This window comes from Marivirga salinae (genome assembly GCF_030503855.1).
Lineage (GTDB): Bacteria > Bacteroidota > Bacteroidia > Cytophagales > Cyclobacteriaceae > Marivirga > Marivirga salinarum.
Genome location: NZ_CP129971.1, coordinates 1088069 through 1106680, shown reverse-complemented (window position 1 = coordinate 1106680; position 18612 = coordinate 1088069). Strand labels below are relative to the sequence as shown.

12 protein-coding genes are annotated in these 18612 nt (G+C 34.3%); 3 read left to right on the top strand and 9 right to left on the bottom strand.

Annotation, left to right across the window (positions count from 1 at the left end):
* Positions 1-90: 90 nt before the first annotated feature.
* Positions 91-708: a hypothetical protein gene (locus tag QYS49_RS04710; protein WP_308350557.1), complete on the bottom strand. Its 618-nt coding sequence runs from the start codon at positions 706-708 to the stop codon at positions 91-93.
* 39 nt (positions 709-747) lie between these two features.
* Positions 748-2091, bottom strand: coding sequence for a GntP family permease (locus QYS49_RS04705; protein WP_308350556.1), 1344 nt, complete (start codon positions 2089-2091; stop codon positions 748-750).
* Between the two features lie 103 nt (positions 2092-2194).
* On the opposite strand from QYS49_RS04705, the gene QYS49_RS04700 reads away from it, so the two are divergent.
* On the top strand, positions 2195-3310 hold the full coding sequence (locus QYS49_RS04700) for a glycerate kinase (protein WP_308350555.1): 1116 nt from the start codon (positions 2195-2197) through the stop codon (positions 3308-3310).
* On the opposite strand, the gene QYS49_RS04695 is transcribed toward QYS49_RS04700, so the two are convergent.
* From QYS49_RS04695 to rbfA, 3 genes are all read right to left on the bottom strand, one after another.
* Positions 3307-6237, bottom strand: coding sequence for a DEAD/DEAH box helicase (locus QYS49_RS04695; protein WP_308350554.1), 2931 nt, complete (start codon positions 6235-6237; stop codon positions 3307-3309). The genes QYS49_RS04700 and QYS49_RS04695 overlap by 4 nt on opposite strands.
* Before the next feature lie 105 nt (positions 6238-6342).
* Positions 6343-7569: an ABC transporter permease gene (locus tag QYS49_RS04690; RefSeq protein ID WP_308350553.1), complete on the bottom strand. Its 1227-nt coding sequence runs from the start codon at positions 7567-7569 to the stop codon at positions 6343-6345.
* Between the two features lie 18 nt (positions 7570-7587).
* Positions 7588-7980 carry a 30S ribosome-binding factor RbfA gene (gene rbfA / locus QYS49_RS04685; protein WP_308350552.1) on the bottom strand — a complete coding sequence of 131 codons (393 nt, stop codon included), beginning with the start codon at positions 7978-7980 and terminating at the stop codon, positions 7588-7590.
* A 99-nt stretch (positions 7981-8079) separates the two neighbouring features.
* Between rbfA and QYS49_RS04680 the strand changes: the two genes are divergently transcribed.
* Complete coding sequence (locus QYS49_RS04680; RefSeq protein WP_308350551.1) at positions 8080-9486, top strand: glycosyltransferase family protein; 1407 nt, start codon at positions 8080-8082, stop codon at positions 9484-9486.
* A 165-nt stretch (positions 9487-9651) separates the two neighbouring features.
* The gene (locus QYS49_RS04675; protein WP_308350550.1) at positions 9652-10692 is read left to right on the top strand and encodes a sodium:calcium antiporter; all 1041 of its coding nucleotides are present in this window, start codon (positions 9652-9654) and stop codon (positions 10690-10692) included.
* 54 nt (positions 10693-10746) lie between these two features.
* Here QYS49_RS04675 and QYS49_RS04670 read toward each other — a convergent pair whose 3' ends face one another.
* Genes QYS49_RS04670 through tpiA form a run of 4 tightly spaced genes read right to left on the bottom strand, consistent with a single transcriptional unit; the run spans position 10747 to position 18579 of the window.
* Positions 10747-12129 carry a dipeptidase gene (locus tag QYS49_RS04670; RefSeq protein ID WP_308350549.1) on the bottom strand — a complete coding sequence of 461 codons (1383 nt, stop codon included), beginning with the start codon at positions 12127-12129 and terminating at the stop codon, positions 10747-10749.
* Positions 12130-12161: 32 nt separating this feature from the next.
* The gene (locus QYS49_RS04665) at positions 12162-16973 is read right to left on the bottom strand and encodes a hypothetical protein (protein ID WP_308350548.1); all 4812 of its coding nucleotides are present in this window, start codon (positions 16971-16973) and stop codon (positions 12162-12164) included.
* Positions 16970-17818: a 50S ribosomal protein L11 methyltransferase gene (prmA, locus tag QYS49_RS04660; RefSeq protein WP_308350547.1), complete on the bottom strand. Its 849-nt coding sequence runs from the start codon at positions 17816-17818 to the stop codon at positions 16970-16972. The genes QYS49_RS04665 and prmA overlap by 4 nt, the downstream gene beginning before the upstream one ends.
* Positions 17818-18579, bottom strand: a complete 762-nt coding sequence (tpiA, locus tag QYS49_RS04655; RefSeq protein ID WP_308350545.1) for a triose-phosphate isomerase — start codon at positions 18577-18579, stop codon at positions 17818-17820. The genes prmA and tpiA overlap by 1 nt, the downstream gene beginning before the upstream one ends.
* Positions 18580-18612 lie beyond the last annotated feature (33 nt).

Below are 18612 nucleotides of genomic sequence, written 5' to 3'. Positions count from 1 at the left end.
AAAATGTTACTAATTTATAATTATGTTACAAACATAGTATTTATTTCTAAATACGTAACAATTTAAGAATGGTTTTTTATCCTGAAACTTTTATAGTTGATTGATTACTTCAGCAATAATTGTTTGGTCTACACCCTTTTTGGAATGAAAATAAGCTTCTAATTCAGATTGGCTAAGTTGATGTGATGCTATTAAACCCTTTATAATTGTTTTCAGATAATGCAGATTAGGTGAGTTGATTTCAGTTGATAAAAAATTTTCATTTGTAAAAGTGAATATAGGTGCATTATTCTGATCGCCTAAATATAGTAAATTACCATACCAGCTATTTTCCCTTACTATTAAGGATTTTTCCTTTTGTGCTTTTTCAAATTCTATTTTAATAGGGTCTTTGGTGTTATTTTCTTGTTGAACCACTTGCATAAACTGTTGGCGAGTGATCATATACATGTTGCCTAATGTCTCAGTTCTTTCATTTTTCTCGGGATTAATGAAACAAACGCCTCCTCCATTCCATACTCCTGCGCTTTTAGCAAAGTATAATTCATGCGGGATTTTGATGGGATTCTGTTCAATCGGTGGGCTTTGATCTACACATCCTTGATAAGTCCGAGTAGCTCCTTCAGGTTTCCCACCTTGGATATAACACATAAATCTTTCAGTGGAAATATTGGAACCGTAGCTGGCGTACCAAATATAATCTGTCATTCTATTATAATTTAATTGATTTGTCAAAAATTAATTGGTTCAACCTAAAATCCAAAAGAGTAGCATAACCAATACCATTGAACTTACAGACAGTAAAATTGTACCAATGCTATAACTTTTAAGTGCTTGTTTCACACTCATTCCACTAAATTCTTTTACTACCCAAAAGTAAGAATCATTACTGTGGCTTACCATCATAGCTCCTGATCCTATAGCTAAAACCAATAAAGAGGTTCCCATTACGGTATCTAATGTGGAACCAATAATTAGTGGTGCAATAATAGCACTGACTATAATCATAGCAGAAGTACTTGATCCTTGTGCTGTTTTAATGAAAAATGCCATCAAATAGGCTATGATTAATATCATAAAGGGTTCTTGAGTTTGGATATTAATGCTGTCAATAAGTAAGTCTGAAAAAGCACTTTCCTTAATGACTTGCCCATAAGAACCTCCTAGGCCCGTAATAACCAAAATAGGACCTGCTTGCAAAATTGCTTTTTTGATTAAATCCATTTTCAATTCACTGGATTTCCTTTTCAATAAAAACAAACCTATTAGAACACCTATGGCTAAAGCAATAATAGGGTTCCCTATCGTTTCTAATGCATTCAAAACTACATTATCTGAATTGATTATTCCCAAAACACTACCATTAGCAATGAGTATAATGGGTAAAATTAAGGGTATAATTATTTTGGATGGCAGCTTAGAAGTATTGCTTTCATCTTTCTCCTTTTCTATTTCGGTATCTTCATTTAGCGTGTTTCTAGATATAAATTGAGCATAGAGACTCAATATCAATACTAAAAACAAGCTGATTATAATTCCCAATAAAAATACTAATCCAAGTTGATCTGCTACCCCAAAGTTGCCGATTACAGCTAAAGGGCCAGGTGTGGGTGGGATTAAATTATGGGCTATATATAATGAGGAAGCAATGGTAACTGATGTGGAAATTCGGCTTACTTTAGCTTGTCCTGCCAGAGTTTTACTGAAATCAGACAGAATTATATAAGCAACATCACAAAAAACAGGAATACCTATTAAACCTCCTAAGGAGCTTAAAAGCAAAAAGGGCTTTTTTAATCCAAAAACACGAATAAATAAATTGGATAAATATTTTATGGATTGTAGTTCTTCTAAAATTACTGCTAATACACAACCCAATAAAATCAGTATCCCGATATTGGCAAGCATATTTCCAAAGCCGAAGCTGATTACTTCCACTGATTGAATTACGGGAAATCCTAAGCCAATTGCTGTTAAAAGCGCTACAGAAAAAAGCACAATGGCAGGGTGTAGTTTAAAACGTGCTGTTCCAAGGATAATCAAGATGATGGACAGTACAATCCAGAAAATAATGGTATAAAAGTCTCCCATGTTTCTTAAATTGAAAGGTGCCTATTAAGAATCAAATAATAACACCTAGTATAAATTAATTTTAGATTTCATTTTAATGAATATAAAGAATAATTTACACCCTATGAAAATATTAATTGCTCCTGATAAGTTTAAGCATAGTTTAACCGCTCAAGAAGTTTGTAAAATAATTGAGAATGGCCTAAAAGAAAAATCGGGTAGTTTGGAAATAGAATCTTTTCCAATGGCAGATGGAGGAGAAGGAACATCTGAAATTTTAGCATTACAAGCTAATGCAAAACCAGTTTCGGCTAAAGTGCATGACCCACTAATGCGAAATATAGAAGCTCAATATTTCATTAAAGATAAAACCGCATTTATTGAAATGGCTTCTGCCTCTGGTTTGCAATTATTAAAGTCTGATGAGCAAAATGTATTAAAAACCACTTCTTTTGGAACAGGGGAATTAATAAAAGATGGCATAATTAAAGGCTGTAATGAGATTATATTATGTATAGGCGGTAGTGCTACAAGCGATGGGGGAGCAGGAATGGCATCCGCTTTAGGTTTTCAATTTTTAAATGATGAAGGAGAACAATTCATTCCAACTGCAGAAAATCTACATCTGATCAAATTAATTAAAATGCCAGAAGATCATTTTTTTAAGGATATCAAAGTCTCCGTTTTAACAGATGTAAATAATCCTCTCACAGGAAAAAATGGAGCTAGTTATCAATATGCCATTCAAAAGGGGGCTTTAGAAAAAGATTTAGAATTTTTGGATAAAGGAATGCAGCATCTGAAGGATATAATCTTCCAGCAATTTAACTTCAACATTGATCAACACTCTGGTGCAGGAGCTTCTGGAGGAATGGGTGGCGGTTCCACTTTTTTTCTTAATGCAGATTTGCATTCAGGTATTGAATTTATTGCAGATGCACTCAATTTAGAAGATAAAGTGAAGAATGCAGACCTTGTGATATCTGGTGAGGGAAAACTGGATACACAATCCTTTCAAGGAAAAGTAGTTTCTGGAGTTTTAAATTCATGTCAGAAACTTGATAAGTCCTTATTTTTAGTGGTCGGATATAATGGGTACAAATCTGAATTACCAAAAGAAATTAAAGCGGTTATTAGTTTAACAGATTTAGCTAAAAGTCAAGAAGAGGCCATTAAAAAAGCCTCCTTCTGGTTGCAGAAAGCAGCCTTTCAACTTTTTGAGAATACAAAAACCCTTTAAGACAAAATCCCTTGAATATCTTCCTTGCTTAAGCTTTTCATAAAGCTTTCTTCGGTGCTAATTAAATCCCTTGCCAGCGTCAATTTTTTCTCCTGAAGTGCTAATATCTTTTCTTCCACCGTATTTTTGGTGATGAATTTATAGGTAAAAACTTGTTGTTTTTGTCCAATTCTGTGCGCTCTATCCACTGCTTGCTGTTCAATAGCAGGATTCCACCAAGGATCTAATAAAAACACATAATCCGCTGCAGTAAGGTTCAAGCCCAAACCGCCCGCCTTTAAGGAGATTAAAAATACAGATATATCTTCATTTTCTTGGAATGATTTTACCTGCTTTTGCCTGTCTTTGGTAGTGCCGTCTAAATAAGCATATTTGATATGACTGCGCTCCATAAAATCTTTAAACAAACTTAAATGTTTAACAAATTGACTGAATATTAAAACCTTATGCCCTTCTGAAATAATAGAACTTAGCATATGGGTAACATCTTCCATCTTTCCAGAATCACCTTGATATTCGGGATCTACCATTTTAGGATGATTTGCGATCTGCCGTAATTGCGTTAACCCTTGCAATAAAATCATTTGAGAACTACGAATCCCTTTTTTCTCAATTTCATCGAGAATCATGTCCCGAAAGTAGTTTTTAACTTCCTCGTATTTTTCCTCTTGCATGGTAGTCATGCCAGAATAATGCACAGTTTCAATTTTGTCGGGAAGCTCAGTTGCCACCTGTGATTTATGTCTCCTTAATATGAACGGTTTAATCAGTGTAGCTAATTTTTGAGATTTTTGTTCATCTCGCTTTTTTTCAATAGGCGTAACAAACTCATCTTTAAAGAATTTTTTATTTCCCAAAAGACCTGGGTTTACAAATGACATTTGAGACCATAAATCCATAGTGCTATTTTCAACCGGAGTACCCGTCAGCACTAATTTCCTGCGGGATTTTAATTTCTTAACGGCTTTAGCAATATGAGAGTCAGGATTTTTGATTGCCTGAGATTCATCCAAAATGATATAATTAAAAAGAAATTCTGATAAAATATCTACATCCAATCTCGTGATGCCATATGAAGTCAGAACCAAATCATAATCTTCAAATTGCTTGCTGTCTTTTATTCTATTAGTTCCTGTATAGACAAATATTTTTAGTTCAGGAGTGAATTTTTCTGCTTCCGATTGCCAGTTATAAACCAAAGAAGTAGGCATCACTAAAAGACTTGCAGCAGTTCTACCATTTTCCTTTTCAGATTGTAGCATTGCCAAAGTCTGTACGGTTTTCCCCAAACCCATGTCATCTGCCAAACATCCACCAAAATTATATTGATTTAAAAACTGTAGCCAATTAAATCCTTCTTTTTGGTATGGTCGCAACTCACCTGAGAAGTCTTCAGGCATAGGATGATCATCTATTTGAGTAAAGTCTTTTAATTTTGCCAATTTCCTGTCCATTTGAACCTTGGCCAAATTACTTTTCTCCATATCACTGACCAGTGATAAATGATGCTTACGCATTTTCATAGCGTCTTCATCACCATTTTCCATGAAGCTAAACAACTCGGAATAATCTTCAAACCAGTGTGAAGGAATTACTGCAGTCTGGTTATTGGGTAATTGAAACTCAGTTTGATTATTTAAAATATGTTTTCTGAGTTCCTTAAAAGGGATTTCATAATCACCAAACATGACCACCGCATTGATATCAAACCAATCGATGCCTTCTGAAATATCAATTTCAATAGAAGATTTGCCTACAAAATAGTTCTTATCACTTATTTGTTTTTCTTGTTGTATCTCAACCTGATTTTCTTCTAGCCAATCCACATTTTTGGAAATCCAACTGAAAGCTTGCGTTTTGGGAGCAGTCAGTTTTCCTTTCAAAATATTCAGCCCTCTATCCACCATGGCATCGCGAAGGCTTTTTTCTTTTAAAATATTCCTTACCAACCGCTTAAAAACAAACTGCCCATCTTCCTTTTCAACTTTTACTGAAACCCCTTCACCTTTCCCGAGTGGAAAAGTATGCTGGCCATATTGGAATTTTAATTCAAGCAATAATTTACCTTCATCCTCTATCTCTTTATCTCCATTGCTAAATAAATCCAGATTTTTTCCAGATGTAGATACCAATTCAGAAATTTTCAATTTTGGAAAAGGTTCTTCTCGATAGGTCTCAATTTTAAATCCTCTTGCAAAAACATCAAAAGAGGCAACTAATGGAGCAACAAATTTTTTAAAATAGGTCTCTTCTACTTTTTCAGGAATGGCAATGAACTTTTTGTTTAGGAAGGGTTTTATTTTTTTTCCTTCTGGGTCTTTTTCGAATGAATATAACTTTTGATCAACAACTAGCCAGGCAGGTTCATTACAAATTAGATATGCTCCTTTATATTGGAATTCTAATTTCTCTCCATTATGTTTAATAGTAGGGAAATAGTGTGTGTTTTCTTCATTCTTTACGAAATGGAAAAGGATAGTGGCTTTTTCTTCCATTATCTCAATTTGACGCCAAGCGGGCTCGCCATCATTACCCATCTCAAAGAGCATTTTGCCTTTTATTCTGCTCAAAATTTCAGAACGCCTTTTTTCCATGTAGCGCTCTATTTCACTCTTCACTAAGTCATTCCCACCGTCTATATTATAAAATTTATCAAAGAATTCGGCAGGCTTCATTTTCTTTTTGGCAAACTTCCTCACCACCACATCCTGCTGCATTTCATCCATTAGCTCAATTAGCTCATAGTCCACATCATCTAGCCCCTTTTCAAATTCCTTTGCATTCTTAGCAGAAATATTTTGATGGGAAAAGGTTAATTCTCCCCTGCTGTTTATTTGCACTACAAAAGATTCGAAAGTGTAGCCCAAATATTCATGTTGGAATAATGAATATATCAGTTGAAATGGTTGAGTGGTGTATACCTTCATGGATAAAACTTATCAATCAAACAATTTTTGTCAATTTTTTAAAAAAATCAGAATTGAAATTTAATAAATAAGGTTGGAACTGGTACTGTTTTTTTAAATAATTTCCTATAATCTCTGGATTTCAACTGATTTCGCTGCTACTTGAGCAGGTTTGAAGGATGCCAAAATGGTAATCACAAATATGGTTAGCATGGTGAAAATGAAATCTGAAGCAATCATCTTCACGGGATATGCTTCTTGAACTGCTGATGCCATATTCATTGAAATCAACCCATATTCCTGTTGGAGTAAGCAAATAATAAAGCCGAAAAGTCCTCCTGTTAATGCCCCAGAAAGGGAAATAATGGCACCTTCTTTTAAGAAAATATTGCGAATGGTTTTGATAGGTGTTCCCATAGCATATAAAATGCTAATGTCTCTTTTTTTATCTAGTGCCAACATAGTAAGTGCAAAAAAGATATTAAAAGAAGCAACTGTCAAAATAAAACTGAAGGTTAGATAAATGAATAACTTTTCAATCTTAATGGCCTTCAATAAAGAGGCGTGTTGTTCATCGGAATTTAAAACCTCAAATTTATCACCTAAATCCTGTTGGAGAGATTGCTGTATTTTACCAACAGAAACCCCTTCATCCAAATTAATCTCTATTGATGTACATTCATTTTTCCTTCCTATCAATTGCCGAGCAAAGCGCAACGGCACAAAAATATACTTCTCATCATATTGCTTTTCAATTGCAAAAACACCTGCTGGCATCAAAATGCTTGAGTTATACATGCTTGATGGATTCGTCCTGCCTGGGCTAATATTTTTAGGGTAATAAAACTGTAAAGCCAAAAAGTCATTGCGTGAATTGATGGACAAATCATATCGGATTCCTTGACCAACTACTGCAAAGTTCTGCTCTTTTTCAGTCAACTTTAATTGACCTTCAGTTATATGATCTTTCAATTGGCTATCTTGGACAAAATCAGGACTGACCCCTTTCATACGCACCACTGATTCTCCATCATTGTAGCGAACCAAAACATTATCCTCTACTACTTGCACAATAGTAGCTAAGCCCTCCCTTTGTTCTATTTTATTCTTAAGCTCGTCATCATACTCAAAAAACTTGCCTTCCTTCAAACTTATTTTGATATCGGCATCAAAAGAACTGTATAAAGAACGGATTAAGTCTTCAAGTCCATTGAAAACGGAAAGTACAATAACCAAAGCGGCCGTTCCAATTGCAACACCCACCATTGCAATAATGGACAGTACATTTATGAATCCCTTTTTCTTCTTAGATAGGAAATATCTTCTTGCTATGAAAAATGATAGGTTTTTCAATATTCTATTGCTGTGATTTTAATCCTTGTTTTCGTCATCATCCTCATCCTTTTCTTCTGGAGGGATGTCAAGTTTTGACAGAATATCATCAATTCGGTTAGCTCTTTCCAATGTATCGTCCATGAAAAATGCTATTTCTGGAACAATTCTGACTTGCTTTCCAATTCTGTTTCCTAAATGCTTTCTGATTTCGCTTTTTCTTTCTCTGATCATTTCCAATGTTTCACTAGGATTCTCAGACAACATTAAGCTAAGATAAATTTTAGCAAAACTTAAATCAGGAGATATCTCCACATCAGTGATCGTGATAAAAGCCTTTCCAAAGGCATTAGCCATTTGTTTCTGGAATATTTCGCTTAAATCTTTTTGTAATAAACTGGAATATTTTTTCTGTCTTGATCCTGCAGCCATATTATTCTATAATTTCTTTACAAATATGCACGATATTTTATACAATTTGTGCTTTATCGCCTAATTTAGCAATCGAATTTTAAACAAAACCAAAGACTATTGTTAGGTTTTTTCCGAATTAACGATCCTTATCGCTTACTGATACTTTTTTTAGCAGTATTTCTATTGCGTCTGCCCTACTTAGTAGGGTCAGAACCCTTAATATATGAAACCGATTGGCTTTTAATTGGAGAAGCTTTGAATTCGGGAAAAGTATTGTATAAAGATTTGGTAAGCCCAATTGCACCTTTATCCGCATGGGTTTATATGGTGGTAGAATTTATATTTGGAAAATCGATCTTAGCACTACAAATTTTATCCGTTCTACTAGTTACATACCAATTTTCCCTTTTCAACAATATAATGTTGAGAAATAAGGCCTATAATGAAAATTCCTACATCCCTGCATTGATTTATGCTTTGATGATGTTTACTTTCTATGATTTCTTCACCTTATCGCCTGCTCTCATCAGCCTTACTTTTATTCTTTTAGTATTGGATAATATTTATTTAAGAATTGAAAACAAATTAAATGATGCTACAATTCTTAAAACTGGCTTATTCATGGGGATTGCCGTTTTATTTTATTTGCCTAGTATCATATTTTTTATAGCTACCATTTTATCTTTTGCCATGCTTACAAGCTTGGTGGTAAGAAGATACTTGCTGTTTCTTTATGGCTTCCTATTTCCTTTCGGAATAATATTTATTTACTTCTTCTGGCAAGAAAGTTTGCAAAATTTGATTTTTCAATGGATAGAATTTAACCTAATGAATCAAGTAGACGCAATAATCGATTATAAGTCAATATTGATTATAATTGGATTGCCCGTAATTGTGTTTCTTATTTCCTTGTACAAAACATTTTCTGCAGGAAGATTTACAAACTATCAGGTCAGAGTACAGCAAGTTATGTTCATTATGTTTTTAGCTGCTTTAGGAGCATGGTGGATTTCTGAAGAAAAAGCACCTAATGAGCTATTGTTATTTATACCTTCATTTGCGTTCTTTATAACTCATTTCATATTACAATTCAATAAAAAAAATAGAGCGGAATTATTCACTTTTGGATTCAGTATCCTATTAATAGGAATAGGATATTGTTTATATTATCAAAATACCCCAATCCACAATTATGGCGATTTTAATAAGCTTCAAACTTCTCAAACAGTATATCAGCACCAAGTAAAAAATAAAAAAGCTATGATTTTGGGTGCAAAGCCTTCCAATTACAAAGAGGCAAAAATAGTGGCAACCAAATTTTATCATCCTGAATTAAGTATTAAAATATTGGATGATATGCATGAAAAAGAACGGCTAATTGAATTATATGATGATATTCAAAAAAATAAACCTGAGGTCATTATTGATTTAAGCGGTCATTTTATGGAGACTTTTAGAAAAATGCCTTCAATTGAATCAGAATATAAACGTACAAGTAAAAACAGCTTTCATTTAAAACCTTGAAACTGCAAACATTCCATAAATATTAATGAGGATGATAGATATTAGCAATAAATGTTATAAAAATAGATAAATAAGGCTACGATAACTGTTGCAACAAATATATTTATACCCAAGTACATTTTGTATTGTTTTGTAATAGTATTTTATTGATATTTGAAATAATTTATGGGTGAGCTTTTACTTTATATAGGGATAATATCTGTATCTACATGGGCAGTATGGAAAGGAGGTAGTCTCCTAGAAGAATCTTCAGAAAAGCTATCTGATTTTTACCGACTTCCTCCCCTTATTCAAGGTACTATTATAACTGCAGTGGGTTCAAGTTTCCCTGAACTTGCAGCAACTGTTTTATCAACATTACTTCACGGAAAATTTGATTTAGGTGTATCTGCAATAGTAGGTTCAGCTATATTCAACATACTAGTAATCCCAGGGATTTCAGCAGTTTTAGTTAAGAGAATGCCTGCAGATTTAAGTTTAATTTACAAAGACACTCAGTATTATATCATTTCAATTTTCATCCTGTTTATCACTTTTGCCCTTGCTTATATTTATTACCCAATTGTAGTTACTCCTGGGAATATGGAAGGCACAATGACAAGGTGGATAGCATTTATTCCAGTAGTGTTTTATGGGCTATATCTTTTCATTCAAGGTATGGAAACACGGGATTACAGAAGAGACCACGGAAAACGGGCTGTATTGGGTGTTGATAAAGAAAGTGTCCACATTAGAAAAGATTGGATAAAGCTAATTATTAGTCTTGTATTAATTGTTGCCAGTGTGGAGGGTTTAGTAAGTGGTGCTATTTTCTTAGGAGAATATTTCAATACTCCAGATTTTATTTGGGGTATCACAATAGTTGCAGGTGCAACTAGCATTCCAGATGCAGTGGTAAGTATTAAAATAGCCAGGAAATTTAAAGGCTCTATTAGTTTAGGAAATGTGATTGGCAGCAATATTTTTGATTTATTAGTGGCAGTACCAGTAGGTGTTTTAATAGCTGGTTCCGCAATTGTTAACTTTACTGTAGCAGCGCCACTTATGTTATTCCTTGCTTTGATAACAATTATAATGTTCGTTTTCTTAAGAACTAATTTAGCTTTAGTCAAATGGGAAGGAATAGTGCTATTAGGACTTTATGTGCTTTTTGTAGCTTGGATGATACTTGAAACTTTGGGTATAACTTCCATTGTCATAAAATAAAAAAAGCCTGTTAATCATTCGAATAACAGGCTTTAATATCAAACTTTGAGTCATTTACTTTTTGCCTAATTCTGCAAAATATTGGTGAAATAAAGCTACAGTTTCAATTCCTTTTAAATAGTTCTCTACCCCAAAACTTTCGTTAGGTGAGTGAATAGCATCTGAATTCAGACCAAAGCCCATTAAAATACTATCTAGCCCTAGGATATCCTTAAATAAAGAAACAATAGGAATACTTCCTCCTTCTCGTGTTGGAATTGGCTTTTTACCCCATACCTTTTCAAAAGCTTTTTCTGCTGCCTTATAGGAATCAGTATCAGTAGGTGTAACATAAGGCATTCCACCATGATGTGGAGTTACTTTTACCTTTACACTTTTAGGCGCAATACTTTCTAAATGCTCTTTAAAAAGCTTTGTGATTTCATGATGATTTTGGTTTGGAACCAAACGCATAGAGATTTTTGCATGCGCTTTTGACGGTAATACTGTTTTAGCACCTTCACCTATATAACCACCCCAAATACCGTTTACATCCAAAGTAGGGCGAATGCCCATTCTCTCAAGAGTATTGTAAGAAGCTTCTCCTTCTACATCGTCAATATTCAGATCCTTTTTGAAATCATCTAAGTTGAAAGGAGCTTTATTCATTTCATCTCTTTCCGCTTGTGTCAATTCCAAAACCTTATCGTAAAAACCAGGAACAGTAACTTTCCTATTTTCATCCTGAAGTGAAGTAATCATTCTAGCTAATACATTAATTGGATTTGCTACAGCGCCACCATAAACTCCTGAATGTAGATCTCTATTTGGACCAGTAACTTCAATTTCCAAATAACTTATCCCTTTCAAACTTACTGCCATGGAAGGATGCTCATTTGCAATCATAGAAGTATCGGAGATTACAATTACATCAGATTTCAACTTTTCTTTATTTTCTGCAATGAAGATTTCCAAATTTTCAGAGCCCACTTCCTCTTCACCTTCAATCATGAATTTCACATTGCAAGGAACTCCTCCGTTTTTCATCATCATTTCGAAGGCTTTAATATGAATATACATCTGACCTTTGTCATCTGCAGAGCCTCTTGCTACAATTTTGCCATTTTTTATAACCGGATTAAATGGTTCTGAATCCCATAATTCATAGGGATCGGCTGGTTGTACATCATAATGACCATAAACCAAGACAGTGGGTAAATTTGGATCAATTATTTTATCAGCGTAAACTATTGGATGACCCTTTGTTTGGCAAACTTCTGCATTATCAGCACCAGCGGCCTCAAATTTCCCTTTTACAAATTGAGCTGCTTTTTGTACATCATCTTTAAATTTAGGATCTGCACTTACGCTTGGTATTCTCAGCAATTCGAAAAGTTCATCCAAAAACCGTTGCTTGTTTTCACTTAAATATTGTCCTGTTTCTTCTTTAGTTATCATTGATTGTAATTTATATAAATTAATCTATTGATTTAAAACCCATCGTCATCATCCTCCACAGGAGTATCATCCTGTTGAGGAATAGGAGTATTATTTGCTGGAGCAGCTGCAGCTCCTGCTTCGCTGGCCATTTCTAAGAAATAAGGAGCATCTATGTCAAAATATTTTTTACGATATTCTTCGACAAAATTTGTCACCTCTAATTTATCACCAGTCAAGAATACAAAATCACCAAATTTTGCTTTCTCGGCTTTTGACTTACGGTTTATTAATTCATTTGCTTCCTCATTAGATGAAAAGAAAATTAGTCGATCTTCCTCGTAATGAAAGAAGTACCAACAAGATGGTGAAACCTGTAAGAATATTTTAATAGCAGAACCCATTTCCATTCTTTTAATCTCAACAAAACCATCCAGATTAGCATTTATATCAACATTTCCTGTATTAGATAAGCCAATTTTACCAACACTATACCATGATTGTTCTTCTGAAGACCACTTCATGTCCATATTATTTAACACTAGCGTTTTAGTAAGATTAGAAGATAAGGAGTGTAAAGGAATATATTCTTTGAAAATATATTCTTCATATCTTTTAGCAGCACTATTCCCAGCAAGCTCAGCTAATTTAGGCAAGAGGCGTTCCAAGTCTTTGGTTGATTCAGGAAGACCTAATCTTTGCACCACCTTAATTATATCATTTCCAATAATTGAAGTAAATGAATTAGGTAAATCAAACTTAGTGGTCATCATTAAATTAAAGACAAATTCTTGCGTTAATAAATCTCCTGAGCCAGAACCCGCACTCTTAAATTCTGCTTCATCTCTACTGTCCATAAATTTGAATGGACCTTCAAAATCAATCTTTTGCTCTTTTTCATTATAGGCAAAATATTTTCCGGAGAATGAACCATCAGTTTTTCGGTCTCTATCTTCTATAATAAACTGGTTCTTAGTTGCACTATAAGTCAAGACTCCGCTTGGGATAAAGAAATCACTATCCGTAAAATCTCTTTTCTCATTTAAGAAAGTAGCATACAATTCATTATCCACCTTATCGAAATGAATCCCAGCCTGAAGAGGTTCGCCCATTTCAGTTACGCTATTATTGAAATCAATGACCACTTCTTTATTACTCCCATCACTAGTATAGCTAATCCAAGTATCATAATTAGGGATATCTTGAAGATCCGGTTGCACATAACCTTTGAGTTCGAGCGCAGGCTTATCGGCATACATAGTTACATCGCCTTTATAATACATGCCCGGACTAATTAACATTCTATCATCTCTACTGACAATTCCAGAAGATACCGTTCTTAATTTACGATCACTTTTTCCTGGGTCTGGAATTGGCTCCAAGCTAAACTCGCCCATTTTTATGGAGAAAGTATCTCCTACTGAATTTACATATCGATAGGTAGCATTACCTAGGAATTTATTTTTGGAAATAATTTCAATTTCAGCATTGTACAAATTATGGTAATTTGTTAAAGTATCAAGTGATAAAGTGGCATTAAATAATTTGTTAATTTTCCCACTTTCACCAATAATTACTTCTCCTCCGCTTGGCGTGATCTTAGCATCTGCCACCGTTATAGATGGAATTCCTGAAACATTCAAAGATTGTGTTTCAATATCATAAACAGCCTTTGTTGCATTAAAAACCAAAGAATCTTGATCAGGATTAGTAGAATAAAAATATGAATTATTGATGTTAATATTATCGGGCTTAGTCATTTCTACAATTTTCTCATCCAACTTCCATAAAGCTGATGGAATGGAGGTTTTATAACTTGCATATGGAAAATTTAAAGCTGCGTCACCTTCAATTTCAGGATTGATTGTGGCGGTATTAGCCTGGAAATCAAAATCTAAACGAACATCATCGGCAGAAAGAGCCGGGATAGTATCAGTAGATTCAATTTCGAAATTTGCATGTCTTGCAGAAAAGCGATGTTCTTTAAAATTATAATTCTCGGATAAGGTTTTTGATCCACGAGTTTTCATTTCACCCTGCCCAAAAAGCCCCTTTTTAGAAATTATTGTCTTACCTTCTAATGAAGCAGTTTCATCATACATCCTAAATGCATCTGATCTGTTGGTTAAGTAAAGACTATCTTTAGAAGTTAGCCAACGGACATCAAAATTGGAAATCTCCATTTTAGGGAAAGAAACTCCTTCCCATTCACCAGGCTCAATATTGGCATAAGTTCCTAAGCCTTTAATAGAATCTTTAAAAAAGGTAAAGTTTTCAGAAAGAATGGTTGAGCTCAGATATTCGATTTTTTTTCCTCCTCTTAACCCTTGGTTATCTAATCGGATACTTCCATAGAACTTTGCTTCTCCATTTAATAGATCAATCCCATCTTCAGAAACCGGATGCTCAAAACCCAATGATTTATCTGGCATCACACGTAATTTCTCTTCAAATTCAGGGAAAATATCGCCTGAATGAAACTGCCCTTCAAAAGCAATAGAATTAGGGTCACTACTACTTACAGAGTCAATTTGGAAAGGTGGAATAACGAAATATAAACTTTGATCATAAACTCCATCTAAAATCTCTTCCCCCAAAAAGTAAACTGTTGCTCCTTTGGTTGCATTAAAAATGGGGTACTTTGGAAATTCCTTTTCTGCTGATTTATTATTAGGCTCATTGATATAAAGCACACCAGCGGTTTCTACCAATTGGTTTTGAATTTGCTCTTTGTTGGATTGTTTACTTTTATCTCCTTTGGCTAAATTAAATTTAATATTATCAATCTGAGGCATTGAAATCAAGAAGCTATCATAGTCCATTTCAAATTCAGTCCCAAAGTATTCATAGTTTCCGGCATATACTGTCCCATTGAATTGTACATCCCTATTTTTTTTCAAACTAACTCTTCCACTATCCGGAGTTACTCTTACACCTAATTTATCATTGATAATAAATTCTTCAACACCCACAATATCCAAGATACCTTTATCCAAATTCAGTTTTCCGTTAGGTTTACCTGAGGCTACTGAAGAAATTTGAACATTATCATAATCTTTTTTACCCCATTTTGAATCTACATAATGGAATGCTTTATCAAGCATTTCTACTCTTCCGCTTACCTGATCATATTTTATAAAGCCATTTTCCATCAGAAGCTTCATGCTCGCACGAAGTTTTTTGTCTTCAATACGCCCCATCTTTTTTACAACTTCATCTACATAAAACGTCCTTTTATTGACTTCTCTACTAAAATACACGACAACTTGTAAAGGATGAAAAGGATATAATCCTGACAAACTATTATATCTATACTCATTGTAATATTCAGCAGACTCAAACAAAGCCGGCACTCTATTACCAGCAATTAGCACTGAAATTTCAACAATGGATGAATCCATATCCCAACTAATTTTATCAGCTGTAAAATCCATGTTAAAAAAACTGGCGTAAAATGGAGTATTTTTAAAATTCCCGCTCTTTTTTAAGAGAGTTAAATTATTTTCATTGACCTTATAATTTATGGCTAAACCAGGATGAAAAATTGAATCCTTTCTTTGATAAATAGATACAGCACTTTGATCAGCTGTGAATGCGCTATCATTATAAACAAAATCTCTTGATTCTGCCCTGAATTTTTTTACCGCTGTGCCTTGAAGTTCAATACTGCCTAATCCACTATCCATCGAAGCAGTACTTAGAGTTGTCCCTTTCAAAGTAACCCCTCCTTTTACATATAATCCCTGTTTATTAATAAAATTCAGATCATATCCCGATTCATATGATTGAAAATAAGGATAGTTTGAAGAATTATTACGGCTTCTGCTTTCTGCCTTAAATTCAACGATACCTTTCACAGGCTTCTTTACTATTTCAGGATAATGGAGTGTGGATTGCTCTGCATAAAACTCTTTTTCATTTACTTCAAATGTGAAATCAGAAAGATCAGCATATAGCTCATCTGTAGAAAACCCTAGATGTTCCCAAGTGAGCTTTCCACCTTCTGCTACAAAGGTTGATCCAATCAATTCCATATTTCCGGTAACATCATTTATTTTAACCGAATCGGTTGAAGTAAGGAATTTTAAGTTTATGTTTTTCAATTTTACAACTGGCCCTTCTAATATCGGCATGGGTTCACTGTATGTAGCAATGGTATTTACCACCTCTTGTTCCTTTTCAGCTTCCGTATTATCAGGCTCTTCTCCCCAGCTATCATTGTCTCCCCAACCATCATCTTCACTTTCACCCCATCCATCATCACTCCCCCAATCATCATTGGATTCGGTTCCCCATGTATCTGTCTGTTCCTCATCAGCAGGCTCGGGAACCGTTTCTATTGCCTCAGCTTTAGGTTCTGAAGACCATTCAAAACTGACGCTCCCTCCACTGAAAGCTACTTGATAATATTTGCTGTAAAAGATGGCTTTCTTTTCCAGAATCTGCTCGGATACTCTCAGCAATGTTTTAAACTGATTTGATTCTAATTCCTCAAAAGCTCTTTCGATAATTTCAAGAAAAGAATTGATGGCTGCAGCAGGATCCTTCAAGTTTGATGCTGCACCTGACAAAGTACTAATAAATGGGAGTCTATAAACAGTGATACTTAAATTTTGCTCCATCATCTTACGATAAATAAGCTCTATTTTTTCTCTATTGGAATTGGTAAATAAATTATCCTGATTCCAATAGTTTTGAAAAAACAATGACACCCCTTCTCCTTTTTCAGAATTTAACTGTGCCAAATCCATTTGAACTGTCTTTAGAAAAGTAGGCTCATTCACTTCTTCAGAAGCAGCCTCATCCTGTGAGAAAGCCCAAAATGAATGTAAAAAGGTTAATATCGTGATTAAAATTAATCTCATTTATTTTTCCTAAGCAAAATTGCAGACCATTGGTTCCTTACAGATTGATTAACAAGTTCCAATGAAAATTTTTCGCATTCGTATAAAATATCTTGAATGTCATTTTCATAAAACCCACTCAACATCAAAAACCCGTCCTTGTTAATCTGTTTTTGTAAATATTGAATATCTGCCAATAATATATTTTTATTGATATTAGCTAAAATCAAATCATAACTCGCATCTTGGGGAACACTCTGAACCTCTCCTTGCCAAATTTTATAGTTTGAATTTTCTATCGAATTTAACGAAAAATTTTCATTGGTATTTTCAACAGCCCATTCATCAATGTCATAAGCATGTACTTTTTCAGCTCCTTTAATAGCTGCTAAAATAGCTAAAATTCCTGTTCCGCATCCAGCATCTAAAATCACATTATCTTTTAAATCCATATCATGCATCAAATTCAGCATTTGATATGTGGTTTCATGATGCCCCGTTCCGAATGACATTTTAGGCGTCACCACTATCTCAATAGGAAATTGGGGATTAGGTGGATGGAAATCTGCACGCACTAGTATTTTATCTTCTACTTCTATCGGCTGATAATTTTTCTCCCAATCTGCATTCCAGTTTTCTTTCTCCACTGTTCCCAACTCATAAGTTAAGGAAGTCAGATTTTCATATTGCTGAAAAAGCTCTTCAATTTGAGAATTTTCTATGTTTTGATTTTCTTCTGAATAGGCAAAAAGGCCGGTTCCATCTTCCTTTTCTTGAAAGGTAGAGAAACCGATTTCTGCCAACTCTGCCATGAAAATTTCAATGAAATCTTCCTGACAATTTACTTCTAAAGATATATAGCTCATTAAAAAGATTTGATAATATCCGTAAAATCTCTTGATTTCAGAGAGGCCCCGCCAATTAATCCTCCATCAACATCAGGTTGAGAAAAAAGTTCTTTCGCATTATCAGGCTTACAGCTTCCTCCATATAAAATGGAAGTTTCATCTGCTACCTCTTGTCCAAATTTTGAATCAATGTGCTCACGAATGGTTTTGTGCATATCTTGAGCTTGTTGAGAACTAGCGGTTTTACCCGTTCCAATTGCCCATATTGGTTCGTAAGCAATCACTATATTTTTGAATTGCTCTGCTGATAGGTGAAATAAACTGTTGGTCAATTGCTTGGTAACATATTCATTTTGAGTATTCGCTTCTCTGATTTCCAAAGGCTCACCACAACAGAAAATTACCTTCAAATCATTTTTAAGTGCGTTATCAGTCTTTTTGACTAATTCTTCATCGGTTTCAGAAAAATGCTGTCTTCTTTCACTATGTCCTAAAATCACATACTGCGCACCTAAAGATTTCAACATTGGAGCAGAAACTTCGCCAGTAAAAGCCCCTGAATCTTCTTGATGGCAATTTTGACCTGCCAAAACAATTTGTCCCATTTCAGGAACTAAATTTTCAACTGCATATATGAAAGGGGATGGAGGAGCAATGACCACTTTAACATCGGAAGGTGCTTCATCTTCCACCATATTAGCAATTTCGGAAGTTAAAGATTGCGCTTCTACTAATGTTTTATTCATTTTCCAGTTTCCTGCTACTATTTTCTGTCTCATCTTGTTTTCAAATTTTGTTATAGGCTAAAAAAC